This is a genomic window from Coriobacteriia bacterium (assembly GCA_041658765.1).
Lineage (GTDB): Bacteria > Actinomycetota > Coriobacteriia > Anaerosomatales > JBAZZO01 > JBAZZO01.
The window spans coordinates 109,049-125,879 of the sequence record JBAZZO010000005.1 but is presented as its reverse complement, the minus strand read 5'-3'; the positions used below and the strand labels follow the sequence as shown (position 1 = coordinate 125,879).

The 16,831-nt window shown below is 66.1% G+C and carries 16 protein-coding genes; 14 read left to right on the top strand and 2 right to left on the bottom strand.

The window, feature by feature from the left end; translation table 11 throughout:
* The first annotated feature begins 171 nt into the window (after positions 1-171).
* From WC971_04975 to WC971_04945, 7 genes are all read left to right on the top strand, one after another.
* Positions 172-756: a biotin transporter BioY gene (locus WC971_04975; protein ID MFA5844168.1), complete on the top strand. Its 585-nt coding sequence runs from the start codon at positions 172-174 to the stop codon at positions 754-756.
* 288 nt (positions 757-1,044) lie between these two features.
* Positions 1,045-1,623, top strand: a complete 579-nt coding sequence (locus tag WC971_04970) for a hypothetical protein (GenBank protein ID MFA5844167.1) — start codon at positions 1,045-1,047, stop codon at positions 1,621-1,623.
* 173 nt (positions 1,624-1,796) lie between these two features.
* On the top strand, positions 1,797-2,462 hold the full coding sequence (locus WC971_04965; protein MFA5844166.1) for a hypothetical protein: 666 nt from the start codon (positions 1,797-1,799) through the stop codon (positions 2,460-2,462).
* Between the two features lie 196 nt (positions 2,463-2,658).
* On the top strand, positions 2,659-4,527 hold the full coding sequence (locus WC971_04960) for a DUF262 domain-containing protein (protein ID MFA5844165.1): 1,869 nt from the start codon (positions 2,659-2,661) through the stop codon (positions 4,525-4,527).
* Between the two features lie 318 nt (positions 4,528-4,845).
* Positions 4,846-5,598 carry a hypothetical protein gene (locus WC971_04955; GenBank protein ID MFA5844164.1) on the top strand — a complete coding sequence of 251 codons (753 nt, stop codon included), beginning with the start codon at positions 4,846-4,848 and terminating at the stop codon, positions 5,596-5,598.
* Positions 5,599-5,802: 204 nt separating this feature from the next.
* On the top strand, positions 5,803-6,078 hold the full coding sequence (locus WC971_04950; protein MFA5844163.1) for a type II toxin-antitoxin system Phd/YefM family antitoxin: 276 nt from the start codon (positions 5,803-5,805) through the stop codon (positions 6,076-6,078).
* Positions 6,066-6,473 carry a type II toxin-antitoxin system VapC family toxin gene (locus tag WC971_04945; protein MFA5844162.1) on the top strand — a complete coding sequence of 136 codons (408 nt, stop codon included), beginning with the start codon at positions 6,066-6,068 and terminating at the stop codon, positions 6,471-6,473. The genes WC971_04950 and WC971_04945 overlap by 13 nt, the downstream gene beginning before the upstream one ends.
* Before the next feature lie 170 nt (positions 6,474-6,643).
* Here the strand turns inward: WC971_04945 and WC971_04940 are convergent, their stop codons facing one another.
* On the bottom strand, positions 6,644-7,816 hold the full coding sequence (locus WC971_04940; protein ID MFA5844161.1) for a Fic family protein: 1,173 nt from the start codon (positions 7,814-7,816) through the stop codon (positions 6,644-6,646).
* Positions 7,817-8,062: 246 nt separating this feature from the next.
* On the opposite strand from WC971_04940, the gene WC971_04935 reads away from it, so the two are divergent.
* From WC971_04935 to WC971_04905, 7 genes are all read left to right on the top strand, one after another.
* Positions 8,063-8,689: a methyltransferase domain-containing protein gene (locus WC971_04935; GenBank protein ID MFA5844160.1), complete on the top strand. Its 627-nt coding sequence runs from the start codon at positions 8,063-8,065 to the stop codon at positions 8,687-8,689.
* 55 nt (positions 8,690-8,744) lie between these two features.
* Positions 8,745-9,677 (top strand): ATP-binding cassette domain-containing protein, encoded by a 933-nt coding sequence (locus tag WC971_04930; protein MFA5844159.1) that lies wholly within the window; start codon positions 8,745-8,747, stop codon positions 9,675-9,677.
* 3 nt (positions 9,678-9,680) lie between these two features.
* Positions 9,681-10,901: an ABC transporter permease gene (locus WC971_04925; GenBank protein MFA5844158.1), complete on the top strand. Its 1,221-nt coding sequence runs from the start codon at positions 9,681-9,683 to the stop codon at positions 10,899-10,901.
* Between the two features lie 11 nt (positions 10,902-10,912).
* Complete coding sequence (locus tag WC971_04920; protein ID MFA5844157.1) at positions 10,913-11,338, top strand: META domain-containing protein; 426 nt, start codon at positions 10,913-10,915, stop codon at positions 11,336-11,338.
* Positions 11,339-11,392: 54 nt separating this feature from the next.
* Positions 11,393-11,650 (top strand): hypothetical protein, encoded by a 258-nt coding sequence (locus WC971_04915; protein MFA5844156.1) that lies wholly within the window; start codon positions 11,393-11,395, stop codon positions 11,648-11,650.
* An 85-nt stretch (positions 11,651-11,735) separates the two neighbouring features.
* Complete coding sequence (locus tag WC971_04910) at positions 11,736-12,989, top strand: metallophosphoesterase (protein ID MFA5844155.1); 1,254 nt, start codon at positions 11,736-11,738, stop codon at positions 12,987-12,989.
* Complete coding sequence (locus WC971_04905; GenBank protein ID MFA5844154.1) at positions 12,986-15,409, top strand: AAA family ATPase; 2,424 nt, start codon at positions 12,986-12,988, stop codon at positions 15,407-15,409. The genes WC971_04910 and WC971_04905 overlap by 4 nt, the downstream gene beginning before the upstream one ends.
* On the opposite strand, the gene WC971_04900 is transcribed toward WC971_04905, so the two are convergent.
* Positions 15,406-16,824 (bottom strand): ATP-binding protein, encoded by a 1,419-nt coding sequence (locus WC971_04900; GenBank protein MFA5844153.1) that lies wholly within the window; start codon positions 16,822-16,824, stop codon positions 15,406-15,408. The two genes, WC971_04905 and WC971_04900, sit on opposite strands and share 4 nt — an antisense overlap.
* Positions 16,825-16,831 lie beyond the last annotated feature (7 nt).

Genomic DNA, 16,831 nt, shown 5'->3' with positions numbered 1-16,831 from the left:
CTTCTCTGGCATCGAAAGCGGCATCCTCGTGGCCCTTCGCCGGTCGATCCGGCGTGGGCCGGTTCGAGTACCTTTTCTTCTGAGGCATCGAATCGGTTTCGAGTACATTCTTTCTGAGGCAACGCGCCGACTTGACTCGCACGGTGTCCTCCCATACCGTAAACCGAACGCATGAGCAAGGTTGACGGAGACGGAGAGCCGATGGGACGCACGCGCGAGATCGTGACGGCGGCGCTGCTCGCTTCACTCCTCTCGGCGTCGGCTTGGGTGAGCGTGCCACTCCAGCCCGTGCCGGTCACGTTCCAGACGTTCGTGGTGATCCTCACGGCGCTGTTGCTGCCCCCCGCGTGGGCGGGCGCTTCGGTCGGGACGTATCTGCTGCTCGGGGCGATCGGCGTGCCGGTCTTCTCGGGGCCGGCGGGAGGTCTCGCGCCGCTTCTCGGTCCGACCGGCGGCTACCTCGCCGGCTTCCTGGTCGCCGCGGTGCTCGGCTCCGCGGTGCGGACCGGCGTCTCTCGCGTCACGGCGCGGGCCGGCCTCGCGGACGCCGCGGCCGCGATCGTCGCGATCTCGACCGTCTACGCGCTCGGATGGGCGCGGCTCGTCTCCGTGACGGGGTTGACGGCCGGCGCCGCGTTCGCCGTCGGCGTCGCGCCGTTCGTGGCGCTCGACGCCGTGAAGGCCGTGGTGGCCGTCGGCGCCGCCGCGGCGCTGCGACGTTCCGGCGCGGTGCCGGGGAGTCCCCGCGGCGTCTGATGCCTGGCCGCCCGCCGGCAGTGCTCGCCTCGGCCAGACCCTCCGGAGGGTGTCACACAGACTGCGTAACACCCGACCCGCTCGGCGTCTACCTGGCATTACCTTGAAGGCGTAAGGTGTTACGCAGAAAGCGGGAGCTGCGTCGAGGGATTACACAGTTCCGCATATACACTGTTCGGCAGACCAAAGGAAGCGCCCATACCTGTCCCTGCCAAGGACCGCGGAGGCGACATGTTTCTAGATTGCTTGTTCAGACGCCAAGACCCGTCGCCAGCGCCAGCGCCGGTCTTGAGCAAGCCCGACAACACGGCGCTGTGGCAGATGTACTCGACCGCTCGCGCGGAGTCCCTGTCTGCACAGCAGATGATGCACTCGGTGATCTACTGGTCGATGACAGCAGCATCGGTCCTGATAGCAGCGGTGACCTTCCTGCGTCAGGCCCCCGAGTTGACCCTTCTCCCGTGGGCGGTCGCGCTGGTCTCCTGGCTCACCTTCTTCGTCGTCGGGATGCTCGGTGGCACGCAGTACATCTCCGAAGCCGGGCGGATGATGCGCGCCGGATACTACGCGAGGCTCGTCGAAACTGAACTCGCTTTGCGCGGGGCCGAGACGCCGCCTGCCGTCGAAATGTGGGAACACTATCTGACCCGCAAGGGCAATCGACTGCTCGCCGCGTACCGCGTTTCTGGGGCGGCAGTGGTGCTGGCTCTGGCGGCCGCGCAGATGGTTCCGTTCGTCGTGTACATGGATCACGGGCCTCTCGACCCAGGGTGGTGGATGCTCTTCCCGATCATTGGAACGCTGGTGGTCTTTCTTTCGGTTGCCCTGCAGTACCGTGTCTACAATAGGCGGTTTCCCCCGGAGTAGCTGCAATCGGGAGCGAGAGCGGTCGCACATCGCCTGCATGCGATCTGAATTCGCGATGCCGAACAAGCGCTTCAACGCCGACAAGGCGCCCGGTGAGGTAGTCTCGGGTCGGAGGCGCGATCGCGGCGCCTTGCGGGTTAAGCGCAACACGTTGATAGGACGGAGGAATCCTGATGACACTCAATCCTGCGGAGGTGTTCCTGCCGCAATTGATCGAACTTCTCACCGAGTACCTCGGTCTGAGGTCCAAGTCGCAGCACGACGATGTGTCTGACCTGCCTGAAGACGTCACCGTCCGCTTCGTCACCCGAGCGCGAGCAGCAATCCACCGGATTGCCGGACCGCATTCGCGGTACGCCGCTCAGTGCGAGGAGATCATCAGCGAGAACGCGATCACAGGGTGGAAGGCAACTCAGCTTGCTGGGGTGCTTGGCTCGCTGGAGGCCGATCTGAGGTCCGGCTACATGGAGTCCGCTTCCGAGTTGATTCGCGGGGAATTGTTCGGCGACTTCTTGGAGATGGCCGAGCACCTGGCAAGAGAGGGATACAAGGACCCTGCCGCGGTCGTGGCAGGAAGTGCCCTTGAGGCACATCTGCGGCAACTCTGCTCGGTGGCTGGCGTCGACGCGATCAACGACGAAGGCCGGCCGCGCCAGGCCGAGTCGCTCAACGCGGCCTTGGCCAAGGCTGGGGCGTACACGAAGCTGGATCAGAAGAGCGTTACGTCGTGGCTGGGTCTTCGAAATGATGCCGCGCACGGGCACTACGACCGATATGGGGTCGAGCAGGTCAACTTGCTCATCGCCGGGGTGAGGGACTTCATCGCTCGGAACCCATAAGGCCGCTGGATGACATCGCGCGCAGCTGACGCGCCGATGTTCAACAGAGGCGAGAAATCGCGGGCAATGTCGGAGGCAAGGTTTATCGTTCGAGGTAATGTTTCGGCGCGAGACTCCCTAGGCCGTCTCCGGGAGATCGGCCAGCGACCGCGCGCCGACCGCTTGCTGTGGACCACTGATACGAGGGGGCACGTCAATGGGGACCAAACCAGAGACTTGGACCGTCGAAGAGCTCGTCGCGGCGAAGGAGAAGACCGGTCCAGGCAAGGACATAGAGGTCCCGCGATTCCAGCGCTCACTCGAGTGGACCGACACGCAGAAGATGGATCTTATCGCCGCCCTGATAAAGGGCTATCCCATCGGAGCGCCCATCCTGTACCACGATAAGGAAGCTACGGAGCGCAACGGCAAGCTGACCTACCTGGTCGTTGATGGGCTGCAGAGGATCAGCGCCCTTGCGTGGTACCAGGGAGCACAGCTGCAACGGTTCTCCCTGGATGCAATCGACGCGGATGACATTGACGCCTTCCGGGCAGTGATAATCTCTCATTCGGTTCTGGATCTCGAGGCCACGGACGTGGATGACGAACTGCGCTCATGGCTCACCGATTTGAAGGTGGTCAGTGACCAGTTCGATGGCAGCTCGCTAATTGACCACGTGGAAGCGGAACTCGGGTGCACCGTCGATGACCAGCTGAAGACTGCATGCCGCACGATCGTCGGTACCATCAGGAAGCTCGTCAACATAGACGAGCGCAGTTTGCCGGTACTGGTCTATTCCGGTGATCGCCGCTCGCTACCAAGTGTCTTCAGAGACATCAACACCAGCGGTACCCAGCTCAGCCAGTACGATATCCTTAACGCAATCTGGACTCTGGAGACCACGGTCGTGACGCTCGACAAGATCGCGGCCGCAGTCGATGAACGCTACGGCAGAGTCGAAGGGGAGGGGTTCACTCTCGAGGAACGAGTCGGGAGCGCATACAACCTGTACGAGTACCTTCTGGGCCTCGGCAAGTACGCCCTCGGTGGCGAAGCGGTTCCACACGTTGGATTCCTGGCTTCGAGGCGCAAGCGCGATGACCACGCAGACGCCATCGTGTTCTCTGTTGCGGCTGCTGCGTACGGGTTGCGCTACACCGAGATGGGCGATCTCCCTCTACGGATGGAGCACCTGGACGGCAAGATTCGCCCCGATGATTTCCAGTCGGCGCTGCTCGACGCGACTGATTGGCTCGTGAAGTGCCTGCGCAAGTACTTGGACTACGACTTCAAGGGGTCGCGAGGAGCTGTCCCTCACACCGAACTCCAGATGGCGTCACTGATCGCTCGCGTCCTGGTCGGCAAGTACTCGCCGCACAACTGGCAGGAGAGGCCCACGTGGGGTGCAGAGGCGGCGTCGCTGCAAGCCAATCTGCCGCGTTACTACCTGCTCGACGTCTTGAAGCGGAACTGGGCAGGTTCCGGGGACTCCCGTCTCTTCAATGTGGTTTGGGACACAAAGAGTAAGCCGGACGACTGGAGAGACCGGGCATTGAGCGGACACTACCTGCACCCCGTAAGCGATGATCAGATTCGGGCCGCGCTGCAGAGCTACCTAGAGGACTCGTTGCGTGAGGAAGACGATGACCGCAAGTCAGTATCTGCAGCGGACCGATTGATCCTGAAGCTTGCGTACCGCGACAAGATGACAATCGGGGCAATCCACGACCAGTTTGAAATCGAGCATCTGACGCCCGTGAGTCTGCTCCAGACGCGCCTCACGGCAGACCCGATCCGAGATGGGTGGCCCATCAACTCGATAGGCAACCTCGCAGCGCTCGACAAGAAGACGAACCGAGAGAAGAGCGCACTGACAATCGCCCACTACCTTGTCGGTCACCCGGGGGAACGCGAGCGAATCAAGCAGTACGTCTTCCTTGACCCGGACGCCATCGCTTCTCCATACGTTCGTGACTCGGAGGCGGACGCATCGAACTGGGACGACTACATGGCGTTCCTGCACGACAACTTCTCTGCGATGGCTGACCGCGTTGTCGCCAATCTGTCGGCAAGTCCAAAGTAGCGTTCCGCCGGACGCGCCCTTCCTGCCTGTCGAACAAGGAGATCGTTAGCAGACTCCGCGCTTCGCGCGTCGCAAATCATCTCCAACACGGGAAGACCTGCCCCGCGAGCAGATTCTCGAGTCCTTCTACCTACATCTCGAAGCCACACATGCGGGAGTGAGGGCGAAACTCAGGGACGGCAAGGCCTAGCTGGTCATTCCAACCAGCGTGTCGAGCAGACTCGCGCCGGCGAGGTATCCTCGGGCAGTAAGCGCACGCTGCGCCTCGCAGTTCACGCGCGTTCGACACATCGGCAAGGGCCGACCAAGGGGCATCGAATGGGCTCAGGACTTGAATTCCCCGTCACGCACGGGTTGATTGCGGCAATGGGCGGCTGGGTGAACAAGGCCGCCCAACCTCTTCTCCCTGCCGTCCGCGTGTCCACGGAGACTGGCTTCGAGTGGCGTCTCGAGGAGGAGACCCCGCGCGCCCTCGTGGTCTGCAAGGCCGTCAGGGTGGCCAGCGGGCTGAATGCAGCCGTTGTCTTGCTCGATGCCGGCATGGTCACCGAGACAGCAGCGCTCATGCGAATCGTCTCGGACCTTGCGACTGAGATGGTCGCGATATGTGAGGGCGGCATGCGCGAGAAGCCCACGCAATCCCAAGAAGACTTCGTGCGTCAGTTCTTCGACCGAGCCGTAGCCGGGACAGTGAATTATGCAGCTCGCAGGCGTTACGTCGGGCGAGACGAACTCCTCAAGGCTCATGATCGGCTGGCCGCTGGTGTTGGCCTCTCCGGCAAGACCTTCAGCGACCTTACGAGAGCGGTCAACTTTGCTCTCGACGGATACGTCCACGGATCCTACTCGTCAACAATGGAGCTCTACCACGGCGGGAGAGACGAGTTCATGGTGTCGGGGCACGAGGGTATTGACGAGATTCCTATCTACAGGCTGAACTTGGCCCTTGCCACGCACGAAGCGCTAGTTGCGTTCGGGTTCATGGCGACGAATCTCGGCGATGTTGACCTGAAGGGCCAGATTGAAGTTGCTCTCGATGCCCTCAACCTATCCGGGAAGCAAGAGTCGTGAACATGACGCTCTACTTCGCGACGCCTGACAATGGCTTCGACGCAGACAATTCGAGGCCGTCGAGCTGAGCTCGACCCGAGGCGCTAGGCGCCTCGAATTGCTGCTCATCCGCAAACACGTTCGATGGAGCCTTGGCGACCGCGCTAGCAAGACAGGCGCACATCATGTAATCTGATTATCGGATGCCACGTCAGGAGGATCACGATGTCAGAGGTCACCGTCACAGAGGTCGCCCGCCACTTCGCGGACTACGTTAACCGGGTCGCCTATCGCCGGGAGTCCTTCACGCTCGTTCGCGGCAACAAGCCGCTCGCTGAACTTCGACCGCTCCCCGCGGGCAAGCGGCTTTCGGAACTGCCCGCACTGCTCGCGTCCCTGCCCCACCTCTCTCCCCAGGAGGCAGCGGATTTCGGGGCGGACCTGGCGGCGGCTCAAGAGGAGCTCGCACGGGTAGGGGTCGGTGACGTGTGGCAGTCCTGATCGATGCAAGCATCCTGATCGAAGCGGAGCGCGGCAGGCTGTCGCTCGAGCCCCACGTCGCCAGGCGCTGTGACGATGAGTCCTTCCTGTCCGTCATCACAGCGAGCGAGCTGCTCCACGGGGTGCGCCGGGCCACTCAACCGGATGTGCGTGCGAGGCGTTCGGCCTTCGTCGAGGGTATCCTTGAGCGCTTTCCGCTACTGAACGTCGATCTGGCCACAGCGCGCGCACACGCTCAGATATGGGCGGAGCTCCAGCAAGCCGGCACTATCATCGGCCCGCATGATCTCTTGCTGGCCGCGACCTGTGTCGCCCACGGGCTCACCATGGTCACCGCCAACGTTCGGGAGTTCGAACGTGTCGCGGGGTTGGACGTGGAGATGTGGTCTGACTGATTCCGGCTGGGGCCGCATCGAACAAGGGCATCGTTAGCGGACGGCGAAAGGTAGGATCAACCAGCGAGGCATTGACCGCCGCTGAGTTGACATAGGAGCAACACCTGACTCGCTGCGCTCGCAGGCGCGCGAGCCGCGGTTCGCGGGTTACGCGCAACAACTAGCTAGACCTAGACGCGCGCCAGGACATGATTCTCGATTCTTCGTGACGGCATCTGCATCCGAAGCGTCGCGGTGTTTGCCCGATAGAAACCCTCCTCACGCGCGACTAGCTCCAGCCCCTCGAGCACCTGGAGATCTCTGAGCGCAGTCCGATCCGAAAGCGTCGCATACTCGCGCGCAAGCCGCGGGTTCAGGGTCATCGCCTCGTCGAGCGTGACTCCACCCTCCAAAGGGAGCGCCAGCGCCAGCATTCTTCGGCGCTTCAGCACGTCTTTCTGAAAGTGGGTATCCGCGAAAGACTCGTGGATGTAGCTCCGCCAGGCAATGGCAAACTGGCTGAACTGGATCGTCTTGAGCGTCTCTGAGAGACCGTCGCGAAAGCCACGCACGGCGTATGCGACGAACTTGCTGAGGTCACCCGTCTTACTCGCGTGTCCAAGCTGACGGTAGTACTCGGTGCGCGTTAGGTTGTAGAAGTTTGACGGCACATGCGAAGCGATATTGGGCAGCCCCGCCCGGAGTAGGATGTAGAACTCGACCAGACGACCTGTTCGTCCGTTGCCGTCGCCAAACGGGTGGATCCATTCAATGTACACGTGCGTGACGATGGCCTGGACGACTGCATCGACGAAGGTTTGCTCGCCCGATTCATAGTGGAACTCTTCTCGAAGCCACCGGCACAACCGCTCGACAAGCTCAGGCACGTCCCCATGGTCCGGGCACCGATACGGTCCCACGATTCTCTGGTCTTCTCGAAGTCGCCCGGGGATCGCGTCGAAGTGCTCACCTAGGTTCTTGCCTACCATCTGGTGGAACCGCAGCAGCAGATCACGGTCGACTAGCTGCTCCTGGTCCTCGTAGACGACCTCCTGCAGCAGGCTATTCATTGCCTCGAGGATGTTCCGTACCTCGATCTCTTGGTACTCCTTGCTTGGTGCCAGCTTGTTGCCTTCGGCGATGCGCTCTACTTCCGACTCCGACAGCGTGTTGCCCTCGATCGCCGTCGTCGCCTGAGCACCCTTGACGAGGGCGACCTGTCTCAGCTCGCGATAGTGGCTTGGACGAAGCGGCATCTCCGCGATGGCGGTGATGATTGCGTTGCACTGACCCAGCTCGAAGAGAACCTCCGGGCTAAGCTCCCAGTGCTTGCGGAACAATAGATGGGGGTAGTCTTGCATCATGGCCTCCTAGAGTGTGGCGGTTCTTCTGTCACAGAAGTTGTCACAATTATTGTCGGCACTTCTGTCCAGAGTATTACCGATTCCTTGCCTAGCTAACAAGCGCATCGTTAGAACGCCACGGGGTAGACTGCTGCAGAGAGGCGCATGTGCGTCTGCTCATGCGCAACACGTCGGCGCGCGTGGCTCGCGAGCCACGCGGCGGGTACCATCGTCACCGGAGGAGCTCGACGTACGCAGGAGTCGTTCATGGGGATGTCCGGATTCATCGCGAGCCAGTTGAGGAAGCCCTCGGGCCTCTTCGGCAGGGTCGTCATCTCGAACCGGCTCAAACGGTCGAACGTCGCGATCAATCAAGCGACGCTCACGGTGCTAGCGCTCGAACCCGACGACCGGGTGCTCGAAGTGGGCTTCGGCCCCGGTGACCTCATAAGCCGCATGGCGCCCCTCGTACCGGCTGGCTCTGTCTCGGGAGTGGACTTCTCGCAGGACATGGTCGCGCTCTGCGCGAAGCGTTTCGCTGCGTCGACGCGGTCGGGGCGGATCGAGCTGCGATGCGCGAGTGCCGAGGCCCTGCCGTACGGCGACGGCCGTTTCACCAAGGCGTGCAGCGTGAACACCGTCTACTTCTGGTCGGACCCGGCCGTTCCCCTGAGCGAGTTCCGGCGTGTGCTGGTCGACGGCGGCAGACTCGTCCTAAGCTTCAGCCCACGGGCCACGATGCAGAGTCTCGGCGTCGCGCAGCATGGCTTCGCCCTGTACGATCCGGACCAGATCCGGGTCCTGCTCGGCGATGCCGGTTTCGGCGGCATCGAGATGGTCCCGGGTGACGGTCCGCGCGGGGAGTTCGTCTGCGCGATCGCGGTGAAGCAGTGAGCGTGTGCCGTCTGACCGGCGCAGCAAAGCATCTGTAGCGGAGGGGGAGTCTCCCATGGAACTCGTCTCGGGCTTCGTCGAGCCGCTCGTCCACATCCGGGGCTTCCGGATGGATTTCGGCGGGAACACCGTCGTCCGGGACCTGTCGTTCGACATCGACCGTGGTGAGACCTTCGGGTTCCTCGGTTCGAACGGCTCGGGGAAGACGACGACGATCCGCGCGCTGCTCGGCATCTACCAGCCGACCGCGGGGATCCTGCACGTGAATGGGCGCTCGTTCCAGCCGCAGCACGGCGGGAAGTTCGGCTATCTGCCGGAGGAGCGGGGCCTGTACAAGAAGGAGTCGGTCATCGACGTGATGACCTACTTCGGCAGGCTCAAGGGGTTGAGCAAGCGGGCCGCGACGTCATGGTCGCTCGACTACCTGGAGCGGGTCGGGCTGGGGGGCAAGGCGAAGGTCCGGGTGGACAAGCTCTCCAGCGGACAGCAGCAGAAGGTGCAGCTGGGCGTGACGATCATGAACGATCCCGAGCTGCTCATCCTGGACGAGCCGACCAAGGGCTTCGATCCGGTGAACCGGAGACTTCTGATGGACATCATCGAGGAGCAGAAGAAGGCCGGCGCGACCGTGCTCATGGTGACCCACCAGATGGAAGAGGTCGAGCGGCTCTGCGACCGGGTGGTCCTGCTGAAAGACGGCGTGGCCGAAGCGTACGGGACGATCCCGGAGGTCCAGGACCGGTACGGCGGGACGACGATCCGGCTCAAGTACTCGGGGGACATCCCTGACTTGGCGCACTACGAGGTGACGTTGCGGGAGAACAACTACGCGGAGCTCACCGTCACCGACCAGGTCGACGAGGCGCTCATCGTCCGCGAACTGGTGGAGGCGGGGGTGTCGGTGAGGAGCTTTATCACGAGCAGGCTCTCGTTGGACGACATCTTCGTCAAGGTGTACGGGGATCAGAACGAGACGGAGGAGGTGTAGCCGATGGCGCGGCATAACCTCGGTACCGTCGTCTCCTTCGAGGTGACTCGCACGTTGACGAAGAGACGGTTCTGGATCACGACCCTGATCGTGCCGGTCGCCTTGGGCGTCGTGATCGGGTTGGTCGTGGTGGCGAACACGTCCACCGCCAGCCAGGTGGATTCGCAGAAGGACGCGAGGTTCACCTTCACCTACAGCGACGCCTCCGGCTACGTGGACCCCGCCCTCGTGACCGCTCTCGGCGGCAGCAAGGCGACCGACGAGGCCCGGGCGATCGCGGATGTGAGATCGGGGAAGACCGATGCGTACTTCGCCTATCCGTCCGATCCGGCGAAGCAGCCGACGAAGGTGTATGGAGCAGACGAAGGGATCTTCGAGAACGGCAAGTACTCCGCCGTCGCGAGACGGATCCTGGTAGCCGGCGCCCAAGGCAGGGTCGGCGACAAAGCCCTCACCGCCCTCGTCCAAGGCGACTTCCCGGTCACCTCGACGACCTACAAGGAGGATCGGGAATCGGGCGGGATCAACGAGGTCATCCCGCCGCTGGCGTTCCTGGCGATCTTCTACGTCGTCATCGTGTTGCTGGGGAACCAGATGACGACCAGCTTGCTGGAGGAGAAGGAGAACCGGGTCACCGAGATGATCCTGACCACCTTGGACCCGACGACCCTGGTCATCGGCAAGGTCATCTCCCTGTTCATCATCGGGATGGTGCAGATGCTGGTCTTCGCGCTCCCGGTCGTCATCGGGTATCTGTTCTTCCGCACCGAGCTGAACCTGCCGAACCTCGACCTGTCCCACCTGGTCCTCGAACCCGGCCCCATGATCGTCGGAGCGCTGCTCCTCGTGGGTGGGTTCACCCTCTTCACGACCACCCTGATCGCGGTCGGTGCGATCATGCCCACCGCCAGAGATGCCGGCCAGGTACAAGCGCCTGTGATGATCCTGATCTTCGTCCCGTTCTACGCGATCAGCCTCGTGGTCTCCGACCCGCACGCGTTCATCGTGCAGATCTTCACGTATCTCCCATACACGGCGCCGGTGACCGCGATGCTCCGCAACGGGTTCGGGTCCTTAAGCCCACTCGAGGCGATCATCGTCATCGCCGAGCTCTTCGGTCTCGGTGTCATCGGTCTCCGCCTCGCCGTCCGGCTGTTCCGCTACGGATCGATCGAGTACTCGCGGAAGGTCTCCCTCAGAGCGGTGTTCGCCAAGCAGAAGTGACGGAGGTGGCCATGATCGGCCCACTGAAGAGGCTTGCCGCCCTTCTTCTCATCGCGGCGTCGCTCACGGCAGTGACCGGGTGCTCGCTCGCCGCCGATCCACTCGACGGAACGCAGTGGAGGCTCTCCGGATGGACGATCAGCTCCATCGATCCCGCCGCCGTGACGATCACCGCGGCGTTCGCCGACGGACAGGTCTCGGGCGGAAGCGGGGTCAACACCTACTCCGGGTCGTACAAGGCCGGTCCGGGCGGTGCCTTCGAGACGGGGAAGATCTCGGGCACACTCATGGCGGGCCCGGAACCCGCCATGCGGGCGGAGTCCGCCTACCTGACGCTGATCCGGCAAGCCCGGTCCTTCGAGGTGGCCGACGGTGAGTTGACGCTCCTCGACGAGGGCGGGAACGTGTCGTTGGTCTTCAAGACCGCAGGCGAATGAGAACAGTTCACTCATCGATCCCGCCCGCCCCACCTGTCACCGAAAGGGGACGCTGTGAACCTCCGAGAGCTCGCGGAAGCGGCGAAAGAGACATGGCCGCTGAAGGACGATGCTGCATCGGCGCTCGCCGCCGCCTGTTCGCCCGAGCGCATCCTCGCCCTGTTGGACGTAGTGGATGCGGCGGAGGGGACACACGAGACGAAGGTGTCCACCAAGGCGCGGTGGTGGCGCGAAGACGGGATGGCCGGGGGCGCGGTAGCAGACCGGACGCTCCGCGCCGCGCTTACCCGCTGGCAGGAGGTATCGCGCTGATCGTTCGCGGGCGCGCCCACTGTCGCGTGTCGTACCCGAACGCTACGATGGTCGGGACGCTACAGGTCCCGACCGCGGGGGGCGCATGACGCGACCGGTCCGGTTCATACACGCTGCAGACATCCATCTCGACGCGCCGTTCAAGGGCGTCGACGCGACTGACGCGCGGGTGCGTCGCGCGCTGGTGGACGCGACGTACGAGTCGTTCGAGCGGGTCGTCTCGCTCGCGCTCGAGCACGCCGTCGACTTCATCGTCCTCGCGGGCGACTCGTACGACAGCCGCGACAAGAGCTTCCGCGCGCAGTCGTCGTTCCAGGCAGCGATGGAGCGGCTCGCGGGCGCGGGGATCGACGTCTTCGTGGCGCAGGGCAACCACGATCCGGCGAACGGTTGGAGCGCGGGGCTGCCGCTGCCCGAGCGGGTGCACTACTTCCCGACCGATTCCGTCGGCCGCTTCGAGGTGGAGCGCGACGGCGAGCTGCTCGCGGCCGTGTACGGGCGAGGCTATGCTATCGCGGCGGTGGGCGAGAACCTCGCGCGCGGATTCCGGCGCGACGCGGGCGACCCCGTCGCCGTCGCCGTCCTCCACGCCAACGTCGGAGGCGATCCCAGCCACGAGGCGTACGCGCCGTGCTCGGTCGAGGACCTTCGCGCCGCCCGCATGGATTACTGGGCGCTCGGCCACATCCACAAGCCCGGGAGGGTCGCCGACGAGCCGCGCGCCGTGTACGCGGGGAGCCCGCAAGGCCTCAACCCGAAGGAGAGCGGCGCTCACGGCTGCTATCTCGTCGAGGCGGGCCCCGGCTCGGTGAGCGAGACCTTTCACCCGACGGCGTCGGTGTCCTGGGTCCGCGTGGAGGTCGACGCGGGCCGGCTCGAAGGCCTCGACGACGTGCGCCGCGCCATTCGCGAGACATGCGCGTCGATCCGCGGGGAGGCCGGCACGCCGGTGGTGGCGCGGATCGAACTCGTCGGGAGGAGCCCCATCCACGCCGATCTCGCTCGCGGCACGAACGCCGCCGAACTCCTCGCCGAGGCCCGCGACGAGCAGCTCGCTGCCGAGCCCTGGCTGTGGATCGACCGGCTGCGCGACCGCACGTCTCCCACGCTCGACCTCGACGAGGTGCGCGCGGGGGCGGATTTCGCCGCCGACTTCGTGCGTCTGGTCGACGAGGTGCTGGCCGACACGGCGGCCGTCGCGTCTCTCGTTCGCGAGGCCGCCGGACCGGTGGAGGGTGCGGTCGGCGTTGTCGATCTCGGGTCGAGCGCGGCCGAGATCGTCGAGCGCGCTCGCGAGACGTGTCTCGACCGCCTGCTCGCCGACGGGGAGACGCGATGAGACTCCGTCGCGTGGAGGCGGTTCGCTTCGGTGGCCTCGAAGGCGTCTCCCTCGGCGATCTCGGAGACGGTCTCACCGTGGTGGTCGGGCCGAACGAGGCCGGCAAGAGCACCTTCACCGCGCTCGTGCGCCACGTGCTCTACGGCTTCCCCACGCCGGGGGCGAAGGAGCCGGCGTACGTCTCGGACGCGGGGAAGCGCGTCGGCCGGCTCGTCTTCGAGGGGGACGGCGGGCGCTGGGTCGTCGAGCGGACGGAGGGGCCGCACGGCGGATCGGCTTCCGTGCGGGCGATGGAGGGTGCCGAGCGCCCGGGCCTTCTCGACGAGGTGCGCCACGGCGTGAGCGCTCTCGCATTCCGAGTCGTCTTCGGCTTCGGTCTCGCGGACCTTCCGCGCATCTTCGAGTCGCGAGGCTCGGACGACGACGTCCTCGCGCGCCTCTACGCGGCGGGCGCGGGCCTGACCGTGAGCCCGCACGATGTCCGTGCAGCGCTCGACAAAGCGGCCGACGAGATCTGGGCGCCGCGCGCGACGACGCGCACTGCGAACGCGCTGCACGCGAGGATCCGGGATGCGCGGGCGAAGCTGCGGGGGATCGAGGACGAGGCGGTCTCGCTCGCGAACGACATCGGCCGGCTCGAGGGGCTTGAGGCGCAGCTCGAAGGTGCGCGCCTCGCCAGGGACTCCGCCGCGTCCCGGCGCGAGGTCCTCGCTATCGATCTCGAAAGGCTTCGCGGCTTCGAGGCGACCATCGCGGGTCTCGAGCCCGAGCTGCTGGAGGCTCGTCGCGCGCTCGCCACGCTTGGGAGCGAGGTGGAGCGCCTCTCGCCCGACGAGCGCGTGCTCCAGGTCGCCACCGCGCTCGATGCGCTGCTCGCGGAATCGAGCGCGGTCCGCGAGCGTCTCGAGCGCGCAGTCACGCTCGAGTCCGAAGTGGAGTCGCTCGAGAGGCGCAGGGCGTCGGCCGCCGCTGCACTCAAGGACGGCGGCGAGGGCGTCTCGGTGACCACCGATGTCGAAGCGGGCGTCGAGAGCTGGCGCGAGCGACTCTCTCGCGCGGAGGCGTTAGCCGCCGCTAGCGCGCGCATCGCGGGCGTCGCTTCGGACGCGGGGGGGCGCGTGCGCTGGGTCGTACCTGCGGCCGGATGGACGATCGCGGTGCTCGGCGTGCTGGGGTTCGCCGCCGGTCTCGCCACCAGGCAGCCGATCGCGGAGGCTGTGGGCGCACTCGCCGCCGCCGCGGGTGTGGTCTTCGCGCTCGCGCGCCCGGCCCGCGTCTCGGGGGCAGGGACGGGCGTCGCCGGTGACGCGGCGCGACGCGACGCTGAGGACCTGGAGCGGTGCCGCGACGAGTGGCGAGCGTGGCTCGCCGAGCACGGTCTCGCTCGGGCCGGAGAGGATCCCTCTGCGGTCATCCGGTACCTCGACGTTCTCAAGGGCGTGCGCGATCTCGCCGCCCAGCGTGACGATCGTCGCGCTGGGGCGCGCCGCGAGCGCGAGGCGGCCGCCAAATGGGCGGGGCGTCTCGTCGAGACCGTCGGCGCGTTCCTGCCCGATGCCGCGGCGTCGTCCGAGACGCTCATGCTCGCGGAGCGCGCTCGCGAGGCCTTGCGCTCCGCGCGGGAGGCGGCCGAGGCGCGCGGGATCGCGCAGGAGCGCCTTCGCGCGGCCGAAGATGACCTCGCCAAGCTCGAGGCGCGCCGCGAGGCGGCCGAGCGGGAGGCACGAGCCCTCATCGCGTCGCGCGGCGTCGGATCCGACGGCCTCGCGGGGTTGAGCGCGCTAGCGTCAGGGTCCGCGGATGATGCCCGTAGGGCGGCCGACGCCTACGACATCCTCGCCGAGGAGCGATCGGATCTCGCCGCCCTACTCGCCGCGGAGAGGCGCGAGTCGACTTCTTCGGAGCTGCGTCTCGAGGTCGCCGGGCTCGAGGAGAGACTCGCGGAAGCCGTCCGCGAGCACGTCGTGCTCAAGGTCGCCGCGCGGCTGCTCGAGGCGGCCCAGGAACGCTATGAACGGGAGCGTCAGCCCGAGGTGCTGCGCGCCGCGGCCGCTGCTTTCGCGCGTACGACCCGCGGGCGCTACGAGCGCCTGAGTGTGCCGCTCGGCGGGGGCGCCATCGAGGTATTCGACGCCGCGGGCGGCGCGAAGGGCGCCGGCAAGTGGTCGCAGGGGACGGCCGACCAGGTCCACCTCGCGTTGCGGATAGGACTACTCGACTCGCTAGGCGAGGTCGGCGCCGCTCTTCCGCTGCTCATGGACGACGTGCTCGTGAACTTCGATTCCGAGCGCGCGCTCGGCGCCGCCGAGGCGGTCGCCGACCTGGCGACGCGCCGACAGGTCGTGATGTTCACCTGCCACCCCGCGACGGCGGAGATCTTCGAGCAGGTCGCTCCGGAAGCCGTCCGGCTCCAGCTCTAGCGCGCCGCCGGGAGCCGCACGGTGAAGCGGGCCCCTCCCTCCGGGCGGTTCACCGCGAGGACGTCGCCGCCGTGAGCGGTCACGATGGCCCTGACGATGGAGAGCCCGAGCCCCGCTCCGCCGGTGCCGCGGTCGCGGCTCGGCTGCGCGCGGTAGAAGCGTTCGAAGACATGCGGGAGGTCGTTCTCTGCGAGCCCGGGTCCGCCATCGAGGACCGAGATCGTCGAGCGCCCGTCCTCTTCCGTGAGTTCGACGGCGACCGTTCCGCCCGGAGGCGTCATGCGCGTCGCGTTGTCGACGAGGTTGGCGACGACCTGCTGCAGCCGGTCCGGGTCGCCGAGCACGTCCGGAGCCGCGCCGCGCAACTCGACGCGCACGTCGCGCGCGTCGACGACGGGGGCGAGCGATTCGAGCGCGCGGCGGGCGAGCGCGCCGAGGTCGATGAGACGCAGCGGCAGCTCTCCCGTCGCGCCTTCCATCCTCTCGAGCGTGAGCAGGTCGTTCGCAAGACGCGCGAGCCGGTCGGACTCGTGGACGATCGTCCCGAGGAACCGTCGCGAGTCGTCGGGGGGCACGCCGTCCTCGAGCAGCGTCTCCGCGGCGCCGCGGATCGCGGTGAGCGGCGTGCGCAGCTCGTGGCTCACGTCGGAGACGAACCGGCTCTTGCGACGCTCCTCTTCGCGCAACTCGGTGACGACGCGTTCGACCTCCTCGGCCATTATGTTGAACGCGTCGGCGAGGGCGCGGGTCTCGCGGGAGCCCTCGGGCGCGACTCTACGCGAGTGATCGCCGCGCGCGATGTCGACCGCGCCGGCCTCGAGGCCGCGCAGCGGACGCGCGAGCCATCGCGAGAGCGCTTCGGTCAGCAGCAGCGTCCCCGCCGCGAAGAGCGCGATGACGGCGATGAGTCGCAGTCGGTAGTCGCTCAGAAGCGTGAGGGTGGAGAACGTCGAGGCCGAAGAGTACGCCACACCGGCGACGCGGCCGTCCACCAGCACTGGGGTCGCGACGTAGAGTCCCACGCGTCCGGCCGACGTCACCCGCCGTCGGGCGCCGTAGACTCCGCCGAGCGCTTGGCGCACCTCGGGCAGCGACCCGTACGCGACGCCGGCGCGCCCGCCGGAGTCGGCGAGCGAGACGCCGCGCGAGTCGAGCAGGCGCACGCGCGAAGCGGTCTGCGGCCCGACGTCGCGCAGTGCGGCCGCGAGCCCTTTCGACGCCCCGAGGCCGTCTTCGCCGGTCCGCGGCGCCACGAGGGCGGCGAGCAGCCTGGATTCCGTGGCGAGCCGTTCCTCGAGCTTGCGCAGTGCGAAGCCCTCGAGCTCCTTGAGGAAGTACGCGGAGAGTCCCGCGGCCGAGACGAGCGCGACCGCGAGCAGCGAGACGAGCAGTCTCGTGCGGATGGATGCTTGCATCGCAGCG